The sequence below is a fragment of the Pseudomonas sp. HD57-3 genome (assembly GCF_056113135.1).
Genome location: NZ_CM148568.1, coordinates 4,962,230 through 4,977,299, shown reverse-complemented (window position 1 = coordinate 4,977,299; position 15,070 = coordinate 4,962,230). Strand labels below are relative to the sequence as shown.

The 15,070-nt window shown below is 60.7% G+C and carries 17 protein-coding genes; 13 read left to right on the top strand and 4 right to left on the bottom strand.

Annotated features, from left to right (window positions below):
* Positions 1–320 precede the first annotated feature (320 nt).
* The 10 genes from AC0R79_RS22405 to AC0R79_RS22360 all read left to right on the top strand — a co-directional run bounded on the left by AC0R79_RS22405 (position 321) and on the right by AC0R79_RS22360 (position 9,764).
* Positions 321–1,070, top strand: coding sequence for an electron transfer flavoprotein subunit beta/FixA family protein (locus AC0R79_RS22405; RefSeq protein WP_007950859.1), 750 nt, complete (start codon positions 321–323; stop codon positions 1,068–1,070).
* Between the two features lie 2 nt (positions 1,071–1,072).
* The gene (locus tag AC0R79_RS22400; RefSeq protein WP_007950863.1) at positions 1,073–2,002 is read left to right on the top strand and encodes an electron transfer flavoprotein subunit alpha/FixB family protein; all 930 of its coding nucleotides are present in this window, start codon (positions 1,073–1,075) and stop codon (positions 2,000–2,002) included.
* An 80-nt stretch (positions 2,003–2,082) separates the two neighbouring features.
* Complete coding sequence (locus tag AC0R79_RS22395) at positions 2,083–2,919, top strand: substrate-binding periplasmic protein (protein ID WP_085607278.1); 837 nt, start codon at positions 2,083–2,085, stop codon at positions 2,917–2,919.
* A gap of 9 nt (positions 2,920–2,928) precedes the next feature.
* Positions 2,929–3,285, top strand: a complete 357-nt coding sequence (locus AC0R79_RS22390; RefSeq protein WP_170929392.1) for a DUF4398 domain-containing protein — start codon at positions 2,929–2,931, stop codon at positions 3,283–3,285.
* Positions 3,282–4,094 (top strand): OmpA family protein, encoded by an 813-nt coding sequence (locus tag AC0R79_RS22385; RefSeq protein WP_007950867.1) that lies wholly within the window; start codon positions 3,282–3,284, stop codon positions 4,092–4,094. The genes AC0R79_RS22390 and AC0R79_RS22385 overlap by 4 nt, the downstream gene beginning before the upstream one ends.
* Positions 4,095–4,295: 201 nt before the next feature.
* Complete coding sequence (locus AC0R79_RS22380; protein WP_007950868.1) at positions 4,296–5,735, top strand: aminotransferase-like domain-containing protein; 1,440 nt, start codon at positions 4,296–4,298, stop codon at positions 5,733–5,735.
* 74 nt (positions 5,736–5,809) lie between these two features.
* The gene (locus AC0R79_RS22375) at positions 5,810–6,289 is read left to right on the top strand and encodes a translation initiation factor 2 (RefSeq protein ID WP_474735169.1); all 480 of its coding nucleotides are present in this window, start codon (positions 5,810–5,812) and stop codon (positions 6,287–6,289) included.
* A gap of 166 nt (positions 6,290–6,455) precedes the next feature.
* Positions 6,456–6,710, top strand: a complete 255-nt coding sequence (locus tag AC0R79_RS22370) for a YkgJ family cysteine cluster protein (RefSeq protein ID WP_007950870.1) — start codon at positions 6,456–6,458, stop codon at positions 6,708–6,710.
* Between the two features lie 41 nt (positions 6,711–6,751).
* Complete coding sequence (locus AC0R79_RS22365; RefSeq protein ID WP_007950871.1) at positions 6,752–7,357, top strand: START domain-containing protein; 606 nt, start codon at positions 6,752–6,754, stop codon at positions 7,355–7,357.
* A 313-nt stretch (positions 7,358–7,670) separates the two neighbouring features.
* Positions 7,671–9,764 (top strand): LTA synthase family protein, encoded by a 2,094-nt coding sequence (locus tag AC0R79_RS22360; protein ID WP_127799270.1) that lies wholly within the window; start codon positions 7,671–7,673, stop codon positions 9,762–9,764.
* A gap of 60 nt (positions 9,765–9,824) precedes the next feature.
* Here the strand turns inward: AC0R79_RS22360 and AC0R79_RS22355 are convergent, their stop codons facing one another.
* The gene (locus AC0R79_RS22355; RefSeq protein ID WP_169432680.1) at positions 9,825–9,983 is read right to left on the bottom strand and encodes a DUF3309 family protein; all 159 of its coding nucleotides are present in this window, start codon (positions 9,981–9,983) and stop codon (positions 9,825–9,827) included.
* 256 nt (positions 9,984–10,239) lie between these two features.
* On the opposite strand from AC0R79_RS22355, the gene AC0R79_RS22350 reads away from it, so the two are divergent.
* The 3 genes from AC0R79_RS22350 to csrA all read left to right on the top strand — a co-directional run bounded on the left by AC0R79_RS22350 (position 10,240) and on the right by csrA (position 11,777).
* The gene (locus AC0R79_RS22350; RefSeq protein ID WP_273898529.1) at positions 10,240–11,055 is read left to right on the top strand and encodes an SDR family oxidoreductase; all 816 of its coding nucleotides are present in this window, start codon (positions 10,240–10,242) and stop codon (positions 11,053–11,055) included.
* A gap of 64 nt (positions 11,056–11,119) precedes the next feature.
* Positions 11,120–11,452 (top strand): YnfA family protein, encoded by a 333-nt coding sequence (locus AC0R79_RS22345; RefSeq protein ID WP_007950874.1) that lies wholly within the window; start codon positions 11,120–11,122, stop codon positions 11,450–11,452.
* A gap of 139 nt (positions 11,453–11,591) precedes the next feature.
* Positions 11,592–11,777, top strand: coding sequence for a carbon storage regulator CsrA (csrA, locus tag AC0R79_RS22340; RefSeq protein WP_007950875.1), 186 nt, complete (start codon positions 11,592–11,594; stop codon positions 11,775–11,777).
* Between the two features lie 6 nt (positions 11,778–11,783).
* Here csrA and AC0R79_RS22335 read toward each other — a convergent pair whose 3' ends face one another.
* From AC0R79_RS22335 to ngg, 3 genes are all read right to left on the bottom strand, one after another.
* A complete protein-coding gene (locus tag AC0R79_RS22335; RefSeq protein ID WP_003192759.1) occupies positions 11,784–12,011 on the bottom strand; it encodes a YheU family protein in 228 nt (75 codons plus the stop codon).
* A 59-nt stretch (positions 12,012–12,070) separates the two neighbouring features.
* Positions 12,071–13,261 carry an osmoprotectant NAGGN system M42 family peptidase gene (locus AC0R79_RS22330; RefSeq protein ID WP_007950879.1) on the bottom strand — a complete coding sequence of 397 codons (1,191 nt, stop codon included), beginning with the start codon at positions 13,259–13,261 and terminating at the stop codon, positions 12,071–12,073.
* Between the two features lie 61 nt (positions 13,262–13,322).
* Complete coding sequence (ngg, locus tag AC0R79_RS22325) at positions 13,323–15,068, bottom strand: N-acetylglutaminylglutamine synthetase (protein WP_474731730.1); 1,746 nt, start codon at positions 15,066–15,068, stop codon at positions 13,323–13,325.
* Between the last annotated feature and the right edge of the window lie 2 nt (positions 15,069–15,070).

The window sequence follows — 15,070 nt, the reverse complement described above, 5'->3', positions numbered from 1 at the left end:
GCGGCTTATGACAGGGCATTTTGGCGTATTGACCAGAATGGGCGTTCCGGTCAAGATACGGGCGGTTTTGCGCTCGCCGTAGGCTGAATGGTGGTTTCAAGAGCACCTCTAAAGACAGGGCGTAGGCGGTAACCGGTGATGCGCAGCGCAAGTTCGGCGCGCAGTTTACACACCGCGACGCGGCATGACTCGTCGGTCACGACTGACGAACGGTCATTCCGCTCAGCCGGCGTTTTTAGAGGTGCCCTTGTGCCCGATGAGCATCAACCGCCAGGTTCGCCTAGGCGACTTTCTTTTCACCGGAGAGTAACGAGGAATCCATGAAGGTTCTTGTAGCTGTCAAACGCGTTGTGGATTACAACGTCAAGGTTCGCGTCAAGGCGGACAATTCCGGCGTAGACCTCGCCAACGTCAAGATGTCGATGAACCCGTTCTGCGAAATCGCAGTGGAAGAAGCCGTACGCCTGAAAGAAAAAGGCGTTGCGACTGAAATCGTCGTCGTCTCCATCGGCCCGTCCACCGCTCAGGAACAGCTGCGTACCGCACTGGCTCTGGGTGCCGACCGCGCCATCCTCGTCGAATCCGCTGAAGACCTGACTTCCCTGGCCGTGGCCAAGCTGCTCAAGGCCGTGGTCGACAAGGAACAGCCTCAGCTGGTGATCCTGGGCAAACAGGCCATCGACAGCGACAACAACCAGACCGGCCAAATGCTCGCTGCACTGAGCGGCTACGGTCAGGGCACTTTCGCCTCGAAAGTCGAAGTCTCCGGCGACAGCGTTGCCGTGACCCGCGAAATCGACGGCGGCGCGCAGACCGTTTCCCTGAAACTGCCAGCGATCGTCACCACCGACCTGCGTTTGAACGAGCCGCGCTACGCGTCCCTGCCAAACATCATGAAAGCCAAGAAGAAGCCTCTCGAGACGCTGACTCCGGACGCTTTGGGCGTTTCCACCGCCTCCACCAACAAGACCCTGAAAGTCGAAGCGCCGGCTGCACGCAGCGCGGGCATCAAGGTCAAGTCGGTGGCTGAACTGGTCGAGAAACTGAAAAACGAAGCGAAGGTAATCTGATCATGACTATCTTGGTAATCGCCGAACACGACAACAAGGTGCTGGCTCCGGCCACCCTGAACACCGTGGCTGCCGCTGCCAAAATCGGCGGCGACATCCACGTTCTGGTTGCAGGCCAGGGCGCTGGCGCCGTGGCTGAAGCCGCCGCGAAAATCGCTGGCGTGAGCAAAGTCCTGAACGCTGACAATGCTGCCTACGCGCATCAGCTGCCGGAAAACGTTGCTCCTCTGGTAGCAGAGCTGGGCGCTGGCTACAGCCACATCCTGGCTGCCGCCACTTCCAACGGCAAAAACATCCTGCCGCGCGTTGCTGCCCAGCTGGACGTTGACCAGATCTCCGAGATCATCTCGGTAGAAAGCGCTGATACCTTCAAGCGTCCGATCTACGCCGGTAACGCCATCGCTACCGTGCAATCGACCGCTGCGATCAAAGTGATCACCGTGCGTGCCACCGGTTTCGACCCGGTTGCCGCTGAAGGTGGTTCGGCTGCCGTTGAATCCGTTGCTGCTGCTCACAACGCCGGCACTTCCAGCTTCGTCAGCGAAGAACTGGCCAAGTCCGATCGTCCTGAGCTGACCGCTGCCAAGATCGTCGTTTCCGGCGGCCGCGGCATGCAGAACGGCGACAACTTCAAACACCTGTACGCTCTGGCCGACAAGCTGGGCGCTGCCGTCGGTGCTTCCCGCGCCGCGGTCGACGCAGGTTTCGTACCGAACGACATGCAGGTCGGTCAGACCGGCAAGATCGTTGCGCCACAGCTGTACATCGCCGTCGGTATCTCCGGCGCGATCCAGCACCTGGCCGGCATGAAAGACTCCAAAGTGATCGTTGCGATCAACAAGGACGAAGAAGCGCCGATCTTCCAGGTGGCCGATTACGGCCTGGTAGCGGATCTGTTCGAAGCCGTACCTGAGCTGGAGAAGCTGGTCTAATCCGGCCGCTTCACTTATAAAGAGCCCGACCTTTTGGTCGGGCTTTTTTTTGTCTCGGATTTGAGTGGGAGCGTTTCGCCATGGATCTGCATCGTCGGTTGGGCTGCTCGTGGTTGCTGGGGCTGGCATTGTTGCCGGGCCTGTCGGTGGCGGCGGGCAAGTGCGAGCGGCTGGTTGTCACCGGCAGCCCGGATGCACCGCCGTATCTCTGGCAGGATCCGCAGAACCCCAAACAACTGATCGGTGCGAGCGCCGACCTGTTGCAACAGGTGGCGAAAGAGCTGGGGATCAAAGTCGATCTGCTGTACGCCGGCAAGCGTTCCCAGGCCCTCGACGAAGTGCGCAGCGGGCGCATGGACATGTTGGCCGACGCACCGCTGACCTTCAACGAGCTGGAAAACCTCGACTATATACACCCGCCGTTGCTGGAAAACGACTATCTAGTTTGGACCCGCAAGGGGTCGACTCTGGTCTACAGCGAAGCGAAGGATCTCCAGGGCCATCAAGGAGGCTTGTCGGAAAAGTCTCGAATGACCCCGGCATTCGGCACTTTCGCCGAGCAGCAATTGACCCTGACCCGTACGGCAAACCTGACTCAGGCGTTTCAGAAACTTCTGCTGGGCGAGGTGGAATATGTACTCGCCGGTCGCTACTCGGGCATGGCGGCCGCGCAGGCACTGGGCATGGCCAATGATCTGCTGGCTTTTGAACAACCCATCGACCGCCCCGGTCTGTTCCTCGCGGTTTCGCACAACTCGGCCTGCAACGATCCGTGGTTGCGCGGACAGCTGGCCAAAAAGATGACAGAATTGCCCGCGTCCGGCCTGACGGAAGCCGCGCTGCAACGCAACATCGAGCGCTGGAAGGCGCAGCAGCAACAGCCGCCGCAACCACCTGTCAGCGCCCCAAAACAGTAGGGATTCTTAGTGAGTAATCGACTTCTTTTCGCGGCCATGGCCGTTCTGGCCCTGGCCGGTTGCGCCAGCGATCCGGCACCCAACGAACAAATGCGCCTGACCGAGCAGGCCCTTGAGCAAGCCAAAGCCGTGGGTGCCACCGCCGAAGACGTGCCGGAAATGAAACTGGCAGAAGACAAGTTCAACCGGGCCAAAGGCAGCATGGCGGGTGAGTCCTACAAGAATGCGCGGATGCGATTCGAACAGGCCGAACTCGACGCACGTCTGGCGGAAGCCAAAGTGTTGACCCAGAAGAGCGAAGAGCAAGTGAACGTGCTCAACACCCGCATCGTCCGACTGCGCAAGCAACTGGGGGATGCCCAATGAGCCTGAAGTCCAAAGCCCTCGGCACTCTGATCCTCGCCGGTTGCGCCAGCCTGTACGGCTGCGCCGGTCAGCACAGCGAATCCGCATTGCAGCAGGCCAGCACCGACTTCCAGAAGGTCAAGGAAGATTCCAACGTGCTGCGTATCGCGCCGAAAGACGTGATCCGCGCCGGTGAGTCCCTGGCCCGTGCCGATCGTCTGTCGACGTACTGGGGCAGTGGCTCGGACGTGGTGCATTACGCCTACCTGAGCCAGCGCTACAGCGAAATCGCCCGTGAGCACACCAATCAGGTGCTCAACGAAGAGCGTGTGGCGAAGCTGGAGCTGGAGCGCCAGCGCCTGCAACTGGCCTTGCGCGAGTCCAAACTGCTGAGCGTGCAACAGCAGGGCAAATGGCTGGAAGAGCAGATCGTTGCGCTGGCCACCACCCAGACCGATCGTGGTCTGGTGATGACCCTCGGTGACGTGCTGTTCGATACCGGTGAAGCCGAACTGAAAAACTCGGCCAATCGCGTGGTGCTGAAGATCGTGCAGTTCCTGCAACTCAACCCGAAACGCATCGTGCGCATCGAGGGCTACACCGACAGTACCGGCGGCAAGCAGGAAAACCTCAAGCTGTCCCGTGATCGCGCGCAGTCGGTAGCCGATGTGCTGACGGATCTGGGCATCGACGAAAAACGCATTCAGGTCGAAGGCTACGGCGACGAATATCCGGTGGACGCCAACGCTTCAGAGCGTGGGCGTGCGCAGAACCGTCGGGTGGAAATCGTGTTCTCCGACGAAAAAGGCCAGCTCGGCGCCGCCCGCTGAGGGTGGCGTTACTGGAAAGCCCGGGCTGTCAGGCAGCACCGGGCTTTTTTACGTCTGTCGATTACCTCACAAAGCAGTACAGATTTAACCGACACAGCACTGTATGGTTGACTAATATGGCAACTGTCCCAGTACACTTCCAAACTGTTCCGGTATTGTTTCACACAAGAATAAAACGCCCGTGAAATCGAGTGCTGCGTCATGACCAATCTCTTGCTCTACCAACGTATTGCTCAACAGCTGGCCGAAGATATCCGCCGTGGCGTCTATCAACCGGGCGAGCGCGTGCCTTCGGTGCGCAAGATGAGTTCGCAGCTCAACGTCAGCCATGCCACCGTATTGCAGGCATACGCCAATCTCGAGGATCAGGGCCTGATCCGCGCGCGGCCGCAGTCCGGTTACTATGTCCACCAGACTCCCGCACTGACGGCGCCCACGCCGGACATTGCCCGGGTCGAGCGGCCAGGCTTGGTCACCCGCAGCAGCATCATTCAACAAGTATTGGTCGAGTCCCGTCGCGAAGGCGTGTTCCCGCTGGGGGCGGCGGTGCCGAGTGTCGATTACTTGCCGGTGCGCGCCCTGCATCAGCAACTGGCCAAGGTCACCCGCTTTCACAGCCCTCGGGCGTTCAGCTACATGTTCAGCCCGGGTTTCGAGCCGCTGCGCCGGCAGGTGGCGATTCGCATGCGTGACGCAGGCGTGGTGGTCGACCCTTCGGAAGTGGTGATCACCCACGGCTGTGTCGACGCATTGCAGATGTCGTTGCGAGTGCTGACCCGCCCCGGCGACCTGATCGCCGCCGAATCGCCAACCTATTACGGACTGTTGCAACTGGCGGATCTGCTAGGCCTGAAAGTCATCGAGATCCCCAGCGACCCCGCCACCGGCATGAGCCTCGAAGCCCTGCAACTGGCGGCCAACCAATGGTCGATCAAGGCGTTGGTGCTGACCACCCGCCTGAGCAATCCACTCGGCGGCACCATGCCCGAAGAGCGGCAGAAACAACTGCTGCGCCTGGCCTCGGACTTTGACATCCAGATCGTCGAAGACGACATCTATGGCGAGTTGATGTTCGAGCAGGGTCGCACCAAGTCGCTCAAGGCCTACGACCGGCTCGACCGGGTGATCTACTGCTCGAGTTTTTCCAAGACGTTATCGCCCGGTGTACGCATCGGTTGGATGATCGCCGGCAAGTACCAGCAGGAAATCCAGCGCTTGCAGACTTTCAGCACCCATTCGGCGTGCAGCGTCACGCAAATGGCCATCGCGGCGTACCTGGAAAACGGCGGCTATGACCGGCATTTACGGTACATCCGCCAGGAATACCGAAAAAATCTCAGCGCGTTCCAGCTGGCGGTTCAGCAGTACTTTCCCGAAGGCACACAGATGACCCGGCCCACCGGCGGATTCATTCTGTGGGTCAGTCTGCCGGGGCGGGTCAACACCCAGGAATTGCACGTGCGGGCGCTGCAACAGGGCATCAGCATTGCGCCGGGCCTGATCTTCAGCAACACGGAACAGTTCAACCACTGCATCCGGTTGAACTGCGGCATCCCGTGGAATCGCGAGGCGGAACGGGCGCTGATGACCCTCGGAATGCTGGCGACACAGCTCTGCCAGGAGATGGCCGGCGGATTTTGAAACAATGGCGGAGCTTGTCATGTGGCGTCCAACAGGCGAGCATATGGCCCTCTGCCGTTAGCTTCGTTGGGTTCATGAAAGCGAAATTTTCTGCCGTCTGGGTTGTGCTCTGCCTGCTGATGATGGGTCATGTGCCTGGCGCCATGGCGGCCGCGGCTCAGGAAAAGACGCCGGCCGCTGCCACCGCGAAAAAACCGGTCACGGCCAAGAAAACCGTTCCAGCGAAAAAAACACCGCAGAAAAAGGCTGCGCCCGCCAAGAAGCGCGCTCCGGTCGCTTCCAAGTCGAAGTCGGCGAAAGAAGTGGCCAAGACGCCATTGCCGTCCGCGAAGCTCGATTTGAGTTTGCCCAAAGACATGGTTCAGGAGTTGAAGCCTCCCGGCTCTGTGACGCTGCCAAAGCGCGAGCCGATCCTGCCGCAGATGTTCGGCGAAAAGAACAGCGGCTTCCAGCTCAACGGCCGTTTGCTCAGCAACGAAATGCAGCTGCAATTGCGCAATGAAGAGCGCCGGGAAGTCGAAGGCGCGGCGCTGGATTTCGAGTTCAAGCAATAAATCGTCCCCGTCGGTGACCCGCAGACCAGACGCTTTGTCGGAGACTGGTCAGTCACTTTCGTTTCTGCGTAAAAACCCCGGTTCAGGCAATTTAAAACAGCCGTTTAAGCGGTTACCCTGTTCCGCGTCCCTTTAACACATTGCCCGCTGCGAGGAATGCGTCGTCATGAAATGCCGTGAAGGCTGTGGCGCCTGCTGCATTGCCCCTTCCATCAGTTCGCCGATTCCAGGCATGCCCGATGGCAAACCTGCCGGTGAACGCTGCGTTCAGTTGTCGGTCGATAACCTGTGCAACATTTTCGGCCGACCGGAACGTCCGGCGGTCTGCTCAGGATTCAAGGCCGATCCCGAAGTCTGCGGCAGCAGCCAGGAAGACGCGATCAGACTGCTCGGCTGGTGGGAGCAGATGACGGCGGCGTGATGTGTCAAACGAACGGAACTTCAACAATAAGGAATAAGACTATGGGTTCGCTGCATCGTATCGCTGTGTTGTGTGGTTTGACGGCCGTGCTGGCCACCTCGGCCGCCCAGGCTGAAGACTGGAAAGTCGCCAAGAACGAGGACGGCATCAAGGTCTCCCTGAGCGAAGTGCCGGGTTCGGACTACAAGTCCTATCAGGGCGTGACCGTGATGAAGACCACCATCGCCAAACTGCGCGCCTTGCAGGAAGACGTCTCCGGTGCGTGCGCGTGGATTCACGAGTGCAAGACCCAGAAACTGCTCAAGCACGAAGGCGACCAGAGCTGGACCTACACCCAGTTCAACACCCCATGGCCGGTGACTCCGCGCGATTCGATCCTGCACGTCACCACCGTCGAAGGCGCCGATGGCAGCCTGACCCGTAACCTGGAAGGCGTGCCGAAGTACCTGCCTGAAGAAAAGGGCTTTGTGCGGGTTGCTCAAGTCAAAGGCTTCTGGAAGTTCGTGCCAAAAGGCGACCAGGTTGAAGTGACCTATCAGGTTCACACCGAACCGGGTGGCAGCGTGCCGTCGATGATCGCCAACAAGTTTGTGGTCGACGCACCGTTCAACACCCTGAAAGCCTTGAAAGAACGCGCCGAGAAGTAACTGTCGCGTTCATCTGTAAACGCCCCGAACAACTCGGGGCGTTTTGTTATCCAGGTTTATTGTGTTTCCAGATATGCGTTGGACGAAATTTTCACAAAGTCTCCAAGACAATTCGCCCGCGCTGTCTGCACCTGTCCCGGTGCGCTGTGCCTTGAATGAAAGCGTCCGGCAGCGGGCACTAATCAATGGCAATGCCGCCGGTGATCGTGCAACATTTGCGCTCCGCGCAAGCCCCGGGGCCTGGATAGGCCAACAGAGGGCAGGGCGCAGCTGAATTTTTGCAACTTCAACTTCCAATGGGTCCTAAAACGACATGGCAAACCCGGACGCCCTGAGTCAGCAGCGATCTTCCAGTCGCCTGCTGCAACCGACCGTCAAATCGCATCTGGCCTACACGCTCCTGTGCGCGCTGGTCATGATGGTGATGTTTTCCGTGCTGCGCCTCGCGCTGCTGGTCTACAACCGCGAGATGATCCTCGACACCCCGGCCTCGACCTTCCTCGAAGCCTTCGCCAACGGCCTGCGCTTCGATATTCGCCTGGTGGTGTATGTCTGCATTCCGCTGGTGCTGGCGCTGTTCAGTGCCCGGGCCATGGCGGCGCGCGGGTTCTTCCGTCTGTGGCTGACCGTCGCTTCGAGCATCGCGCTGTTCCTCGGCCTGATGGAGATGGACTTCTATCGCGAGTTCCACCAGCGCCTCAACGGCCTGGTGTTCCAGTACGTGAAGGAAGACCCGAAAACCGTGATGAGCATGCTCTGGTACGGTTTCCCGGTGGTGCGCTACCTGCTGGCCTGGGCCGTGGGCACGCTGATCCTGACCCTGGCGTTCAAGGGCGCCGATCGTCTGACCCGTCCGCGTGGCCCGTTCAGCGGTGGCAACGTCGGCACCCGTCAAGTAGCGCCGTGGTATGCGCGTCTGGCGGTGTTCGTAGTCTGCCTGCTGATCTGCGTGGTCGCCGCTCGCGGTACGCTGCGCCAAGGCCCGCCGCTGCGCTGGGGTGACGTGTACACCACCGATTCGAACTTCGCCAACCAGCTCGGCCTCAACGGCACGCTGTCGCTGATCGCGGCGGCCAAGGACCGGATGGGCGAGGATCGCGACAACATCTGGAAAGCCACGCTGCCGCAGGATCAGGCGCAGAAAGTGGTTCGCGAAATGCTGATGACGTCGGACGACAAACTGGTGGATGCCGATATCGCCGCCGTGCGTCGTGAATACACGCCGCCTGCCGACAAGACCCTGCCGATCAAGAACGTCGTCGTGATCCTGATGGAAAGCATGGCCGGTCACTCGGTGGGCGCACTGGGCGCGCCGGGCAACATCACGCCGTACCTCGACAAGCTGTCGAAGGAAGGCTTGCTGTTCGACCGTTTCTTCTCCAACGGCACCCATACCCACCAGGGCATGTTCGCCACCATGGCCTGCTTCCCGAACCTGCCGGGTTTCGAATACCTGATGCAGACCCCGGAAGGCAGCCACAAGCTGTCCGGCCTGCCGCAGTTGCTCAGCGCTCGCGACTATGACGACGTGTACGTCTATAACGGTGATTTTGCCTGGGACAACCAGTCCGGTTTCTTCAGCAACCAGGGCATGACCAACTTCGTCGGCCGTAACGACTTCGTGAACCCGGTGTTCTCCGATCCGACCTGGGGCGTGTCCGACCAGGACATGTTCGACCGTGGTCTGGTGGAGCTCAAGGCTCGGGAAAACGGCAAGCCGTTCTACGCGCTGCTGCAGACCCTGTCCAACCACACGCCGTACGCCTTGCCGACGCCGTTGCCGGTCGAGCGCGTGACTGACCGTGGCCCGCTCAACGAGCACCTGACCGCCATGCGTTATTCGGACTGGGCGCTGGGCCAGTTCTTCGAGAAGGCTCGCAAGGAGCCGTACTTCAAGGAAACCCTGTTCGTCATCGTCGGCGACCACGGCTTCGGCAACGAGCGTCAGATCACCGAAATGGACCTGGGCCGCTTTAACGTGCCGATGCTGATGATCGCACCGGGCATCCAGGAAAAATTCGGTACTCGTGACCACACCGTGGGTACGCAGATCGACATCGTGCCGACCATCATGGGTCGCCTCGGTGGCGAAGTGCGCCATCAGTGCTGGGGCCGCGATCTGCTGAACCTGCCGCAGGGTGACACCGGTTTCGGTGTGATCAAGCCGTCGGGCAGCGAGCAGACCACCGCCATCGTCACCGCTGACCAGATCCTGGTGCTGCCGAAAGAGAAGGAAATGGCACCGAAGATCTATCAGTACGAACTGGGCGCGAACCCGCACGCCGAAGTGGTACCGGATGCACCGCGCACTGCCGAGCTGAAACTCAAGCTCGAAGCGTTCCTGCAAACGGCCACCAAGAGCCTGATCGACAACACCGCCGGTGTGATTAACGGCAAGCCGGACTGATCATTCGGCGCAATAAAAAAGAGGCCCTTGAAGGGCCTCTTTTTTTTGTCGGTCAAACAGTCATATCCGACCGAGTAACAACAGCACCAACAGTACTACCAGCACCACACCGATAATGCCCGAAGGGCCATAACCCCAACTTCTGGAGTGCGGGAAGACCGGCAGACCACCGATCAGCAACAGGATCAGGATAATGATTAGAATTGTGCCCATGTCTATTTCCTTGTTGATAGTGTCTGTGAAGTCTTGGTGTTCAAGGGCGGCTGGAAGTTGAACTAAATCCAGACGGCTTACAAATTCCGACTGGTGCGCATGAAAGAAAATTCAATGTTTTTTTAAGGTATTTGGCTCGCGTGCTTATTTCGTTTGTTGTCGCGGTTTGCCCTCGCCATTCAGCAATCTGATGGAGCGTGGGTCGCTGCGGATCCTTCGCTACACTCCGCGCATCTTCCCCGGAACAACAAGGCTGTCTGCTATGCAAAATCGCATGATGATCACTGGCGCGGGCTCAGGCCTGGGTCGCGAAATCGCGCTGCGCTGGGCGCGTGAAGGCTGGCAACTGGCCTTGTCCGACGTCAGCGAGCCCGGTTTGCAAGAGACCCTGAAACTGGTCCGCGAAGCCGGCGGCGACGGCTTCATCCAGCGCTGTGACGTACGCGATTACAGCCAGCTCACCGCATTCGCCCAGGCCTGCGAAGTGAAACTGGGCGGCATCGACATCATCGTCAACAACGCCGGTGTGGCCTCGGGCGGTTTCTTCAGCGAGTTGTCGCTGGAGGACTGGGACTGGCAGATCGCGATCAACCTGATGGGCGTGGTCAAGGGCTGCAAGGCGTTCCTGCCGCTGCTGGAACAGAGCAAGGGCAAGATCATCAACATCGCCTCGATGGCCGCGCTGATGCAGGGCCCGGCGATGAGCAACTACAACGTGGCCAAGGCCGGTGTGGTGGCGTTGTCGGAAAGCCTGTTGATCGAACTGGCCCAACAGGAAGTCGGGGTTCATGTGGTCTGCCCGTCATTCTTCCAGACCAATCTGCTGGATTCTTTCCGTGGCCCGACGCCGGCGATGAAAGCCCAGGTCGGCAAGTTGCTGGAAAGTTCTCCTATCACCGCCAGCGATATTGCCGACTATATCTACCAGCAAGTCGCGGCCGGCGAGTTCATGATTCTGCCCCACGAACAAGGGCGCATGGCCTGGGCGCTCAAACAGAAGAACCCGCAGTTGCTGTACAACGAAATGACCGCGATGGCCGAAAAGATGCGCGCCAAGGCCAAACAGAACAACGGCTGAACTTGCCCGGGGTTCGCCGCATCGTTAGGGTGGCCGCAACAGTCACCCTGACGAGATGTCTTGCATGCTCAACTACCTGTGGTTCTTCCTCGCCGCGCTATTCGAAATCGCCGGCTGTTTCGCGTTCTGGATGTGGTTGCGCCAGGGCAAGAGCGCCCTGTGGGTGATCCCGGCGCTGATCAGCCTCACCCTGTTCGCGCTGCTGTTGACGCGTGTCGAAGCGACCTACGCCGGTCGCGCCTACGCCGCTTACGGTGGCATCTACATCATTGCTTCGATTGGCTGGCTGGCGGTGGTCGAGCGCATCCGCCCGTTGGGTTCGGACTGGATCGGTGTGGCGCTGTGTGTGATCGGGGCGAGTGTGATCCTGTTCGGACCACGGTTTTCCGCGAGCTGAATCTTGCAGCCCTGAAGGAAACGTCTGAAGGCTTGCGCGACCTGATGCGTAGGGAATGACTGAATTGCCCGGCGTGCATTGTAGGGCGGTCGAAACCCGCGCATCTTCAAGGCTCGCAAACCTTGAAGGACACCCCCCCATGCTTGTACTCAGCCGTGTTGTCGGTGAACTGATTTCCATCGGCGACAACATCACTCTGCGCGTTCTGGCGGTCAACGGCTCCAGCGTGCGGTTCGGCGTCGAAGCGCCGGAGCAGGTCGGCGTGCATCGCGCCGAAGTCTACGAACGGATCCAGCGCAAGCAGGCCAGCGGCAAGGGCCGCTGAGCGTTTTCAGTCGAACAGGTGCTTGGGCACGTCGTGCTTGAGCATCAACTGGCATTGCTCGCTTTCCGGATCGAAAACGATGAGCGCCTGGCCTTTGGTCAGCGCCTGGCGAACCCGCAATACGCGGGTTTCCAGCGGCGTGTCGTCACCGTTGTCGGTACCGTCGCGGGTGACGAAATCCTCGATCAGACGGGTGAGGGTGTCGACTTCGAGCGCGTCGTAGGGAATCAGCATGGGCACCTCGGCTAAATCAATGTCGGGATGCTACGGCGAATGATCGCCGAGGGCCAGACTCAACTGTCCGAGCGTTGCCCCACCAGGCTGTCCACCGACGGCACACGGGTGTCGCTCTCCATCTGCGTTTCGTGCTCGATCTGATGACTGAAGCGGTCCAGTGACCCGGTGGCCGGTTGCGCATCGCTGGCAAATACCGGCGGACTCAGAATGTACGCCCCCAACAAGCGACTGAGCGCCGCGAGGCTGTCGATGTGCGTGCGTTCGTAACCGTGGGTTGCGTCGCAGCCGAAGGCGAGCAGGGCGGTGCGAATGTCGTGACCTGCAGTGACCGCCGAATGGGCGTCGCTGAAGTAGTAGCGGAACAGGTCGCGGCGCACCGGCAGTTCGTGCTCACCGGCAAGGCGCAACAGGTGGCGCGACAGGTGATAGTCGTACGGCCCGCCGGAATCCTGCATCGCCACGCTCACCGCGTGTTCGCTGGAGTGCTGGCCCGGCGCGACCGGGGCGATGTCGATGCCGACGAATTCGCTGACGTCCCACGGCAATGCTGCCGCTGCGCCGCTGCCGGTTTCCTCGGTGATGGTGAACAGCGGATGGCAGTCGATCATCAACTCCTGGCCGCTGTCGACGATTGCTTTCAGAGCGGCCAGCAGCGCGGCGACGCCGGCCTTGTCATCCAAGTGGCGGGCGCTGATATGGCCGCTTTCGGTGAACTCCGGCAGCGGATCGAACGCCACCACATCGCCGACGCTGATGCCCAGCGAATCGCAATCGGCGCGGGTTGCGCAGTAGGCATCCAGGCGCAGCTCGACGTGATCCCAACTGATCGGCATCTCGTCCACGGCCGTGTTGAAGGCATGCCCGGACGCCATCAATGGCAACACGCTGCCGCGAATCACGCCGTTGTCGGTGAACAGGCTGACTCGGCTGCCCTCGGCGAACCGGCTCGACCAGCAGCCCACCGGCGCCAGGGTCAGACGCCCGTTGTCTTTCACCGCGCGCACGGCGGCGCCGATGGTGTCCAGGTGCGCCGAGACCGCACGGTCGGGGCTGTTTTTCTTGCCCTTGAGGGTGGCGCGGATCGTGCCGCGACGGGTCATCTCGAAAGGAATGCCGAGTTCTTCCAGCCGCTCGGCGACGTAGCGCACGATGGTGTCGGTGAACCCGGTAGGGCTGGGAATGGCGAGCATTTCCAGCAGGACTTTCTGCAGGTAGTTCAGATCCGGTTCGGGAATTTGGGTGGTCATGGAAACTCCTGTTGCGGGGCGTCATTCGCGCGTTGAACGCGGGAATGACGCTGAAGAGAGATCAAACGGCCGGCTGACTGTGCGGAAACAACAGATCGACAAACCGCTCCGCCGTCGGTTGCGGCTCGTGGTTGGCGAGACCCGCCCGCTCGTTGGCTTCGATGAACACGTACGCCGGTTGATCCGCCGCCGGCACCATCAGGTCGAGGCCGACCATCGGGATCTCCAGCGCCCGGGCCGCGCGCACAGCAGCGTCGGCCAGGGTCGGGTGCAGAATCGCCGTGACGTCTTCCAGCGTGCCGCCGGTGTGCAGGTTTGCCGTGCGCCGCACGAACAGATGCTCACCGGCCGGCAGGATGCTGCTGTAGTCGTAACCGGCCGCGTGCAGGGTGCGTTGGGTTTCTTGGTCCAGCGGGATTTTGCTTTCGCCGCTGGTGGCTGCTTGCCGGCGTCGGCTCTGCGCTTCAATCAACGCGCCGATGGAATGATGACCGTCGCCAACCACTTCCGCCGGGCGGCGAATCGCCGCTGCAACCACCTCGAAACCGATCACCAGAATCCGCAGGTCGAAGCCCTCGTGGAAGCTTTCGAGCAGCACGCGAGTGTCAAACTGTTTGGCGGCTTCGATGGCTTGCTGCACGTCCTCGATGGTTTGCAGATCCACCGCCACGCCTTGGCCCTGTTCGCCATCCAGCGGTTTGACCACCACGCGCTGGTACTCGTCGAGGAACGCCAGATTATCGTCCGCATTCCCCGCCAACTGTTGTGACGGCACATTCAACCCGGCAGCTTTCAGCACGTTATGAGTCAGGCTCTTGTCCTGGCACAGGTTCATGCTGATAGCGCTGGTCAGGTCGCTGAGGGATTCGCGGCAACGCACCCGGCGCCCGCCGTGACTGAGGGTGAACAGCCCGGCGTCGGCGTCATCCACTTGCACGTCGATGCCGCGCCGATGGGCTTCCTCGACGATAATCCGCGCATAAGGGTTGAACTGCGCCTCCGGCCCCGGTCCGAGGAACAGCGGCTGGTTGATGCCATTTTTGCGCTTGATGGCGAACGTCGGCAGGTTGCGAAAGCCGAGTTTGGCGTAGAGGTTTTTCGCCAGGCGGTTATCGTGCAACACCGACAGATCGAGGTAGCTCAGACCGCGACTCATGAAGTGCTCGATCAGATGGCGCACCAGCACTTCGCCGACACCGGGGCGCGAGCACTGCGGGTCGACCGCCAGGCACCACAGGCTGCTGCCGTTTTCCGGGTCGTTGTAAGCCTTCTGGTGATTGAGGCCCATGACGCTGCCGATCACCGCGCCACTGTCGTCGTCTTCCGCCAGCCAGTACACCGGGCCGCCCTGATGGTGCGGGGTGAGCAGGGTGGCATCGATCGGCAGCATGCCGCGCGCCTGATACAGCTGATTGATCGCCTGCCAGTCCGCGTCACTCTGCGCGCGACGAATACGAAAACCACGAAACACCCGGGTGGCCTGACGATAATCACTGAACCACAACCGCAGAGTGTCGGACGGGTCGAGAAACAGTTGTGTCGGTTCCAGGCCGAGAATCTGCTGCGGCGCGGCGACGTACAAGGCAATGTCGCGCTCGCCCGGCTGTTCGTTGAGCAGTTCCCGCGCAAGGCTGGCCGGATCGGGAAAAGTGTGGCCGATCAGCAACCGGCCCCAGCCGCAATGCACCGCAATCGGCTCGGCGGCCGGCTCGCTGCCGTCCTCGGCCAGACGCGCCTGCAAGCGTTCGTAGGACGGTGTCTGACCGCGCAGTAGCCGTTGGCTGTAAGCCGTGGCGTGAGGTTTCATCG

Bases quoted from the DNA above. Each gene is read 5' to 3' on its own strand.
- AC0R79_RS22405 (WP_007950859.1), top strand. From the start codon at position 321: ATGAAGGTTCTTGTAGCTGTCAAACGCGTTGTGGATTACAACGTCAAG.
- AC0R79_RS22400 (WP_007950863.1), top strand. From the start codon at position 1,073: ATGACTATCTTGGTAATCGCCGAACACGACAACAAGGTGCTGGCTCCG.
- AC0R79_RS22395 (WP_085607278.1), top strand. From the start codon at position 2,083: ATGGATCTGCATCGTCGGTTGGGCTGCTCGTGGTTGCTGGGGCTGGCA.
- AC0R79_RS22385 (WP_007950867.1), top strand. From the start codon at position 3,282: ATGAGCCTGAAGTCCAAAGCCCTCGGCACTCTGATCCTCGCCGGTTGC.
- AC0R79_RS22380 (WP_007950868.1), top strand. From the start codon at position 4,296: ATGACCAATCTCTTGCTCTACCAACGTATTGCTCAACAGCTGGCCGAA.
- AC0R79_RS22375 (WP_474735169.1), top strand. From the start codon at position 5,810: ATGAAAGCGAAATTTTCTGCCGTCTGGGTTGTGCTCTGCCTGCTGATG.
- AC0R79_RS22370 (WP_007950870.1), top strand. From the start codon at position 6,456: ATGAAATGCCGTGAAGGCTGTGGCGCCTGCTGCATTGCCCCTTCCATC.
- AC0R79_RS22365 (WP_007950871.1), top strand. From the start codon at position 6,752: ATGGGTTCGCTGCATCGTATCGCTGTGTTGTGTGGTTTGACGGCCGTG.
- AC0R79_RS22360 (WP_127799270.1), top strand. From the start codon at position 7,671: ATGGCAAACCCGGACGCCCTGAGTCAGCAGCGATCTTCCAGTCGCCTG.
- AC0R79_RS22350 (WP_273898529.1), top strand. From the start codon at position 10,240: ATGCAAAATCGCATGATGATCACTGGCGCGGGCTCAGGCCTGGGTCGC.
- AC0R79_RS22345 (WP_007950874.1), top strand. From the start codon at position 11,120: ATGCTCAACTACCTGTGGTTCTTCCTCGCCGCGCTATTCGAAATCGCC.
- csrA (WP_007950875.1), top strand. From the start codon at position 11,592: ATGCTTGTACTCAGCCGTGTTGTCGGTGAACTGATTTCCATCGGCGAC.
- AC0R79_RS22335 (WP_003192759.1), bottom strand. From the start codon at position 12,011: ATGCTGATTCCCTACGACGCGCTCGAAGTCGACACCCTCACCCGTCTG.
- AC0R79_RS22330 (WP_007950879.1), bottom strand. From the start codon at position 13,261: ATGACCACCCAAATTCCCGAACCGGATCTGAACTACCTGCAGAAAGTC.
- ngg (WP_474731730.1), bottom strand. From the start codon at position 15,068: ATGAAACCTCACGCCACGGCTTACAGCCAACGGCTACTGCGCGGTCAG.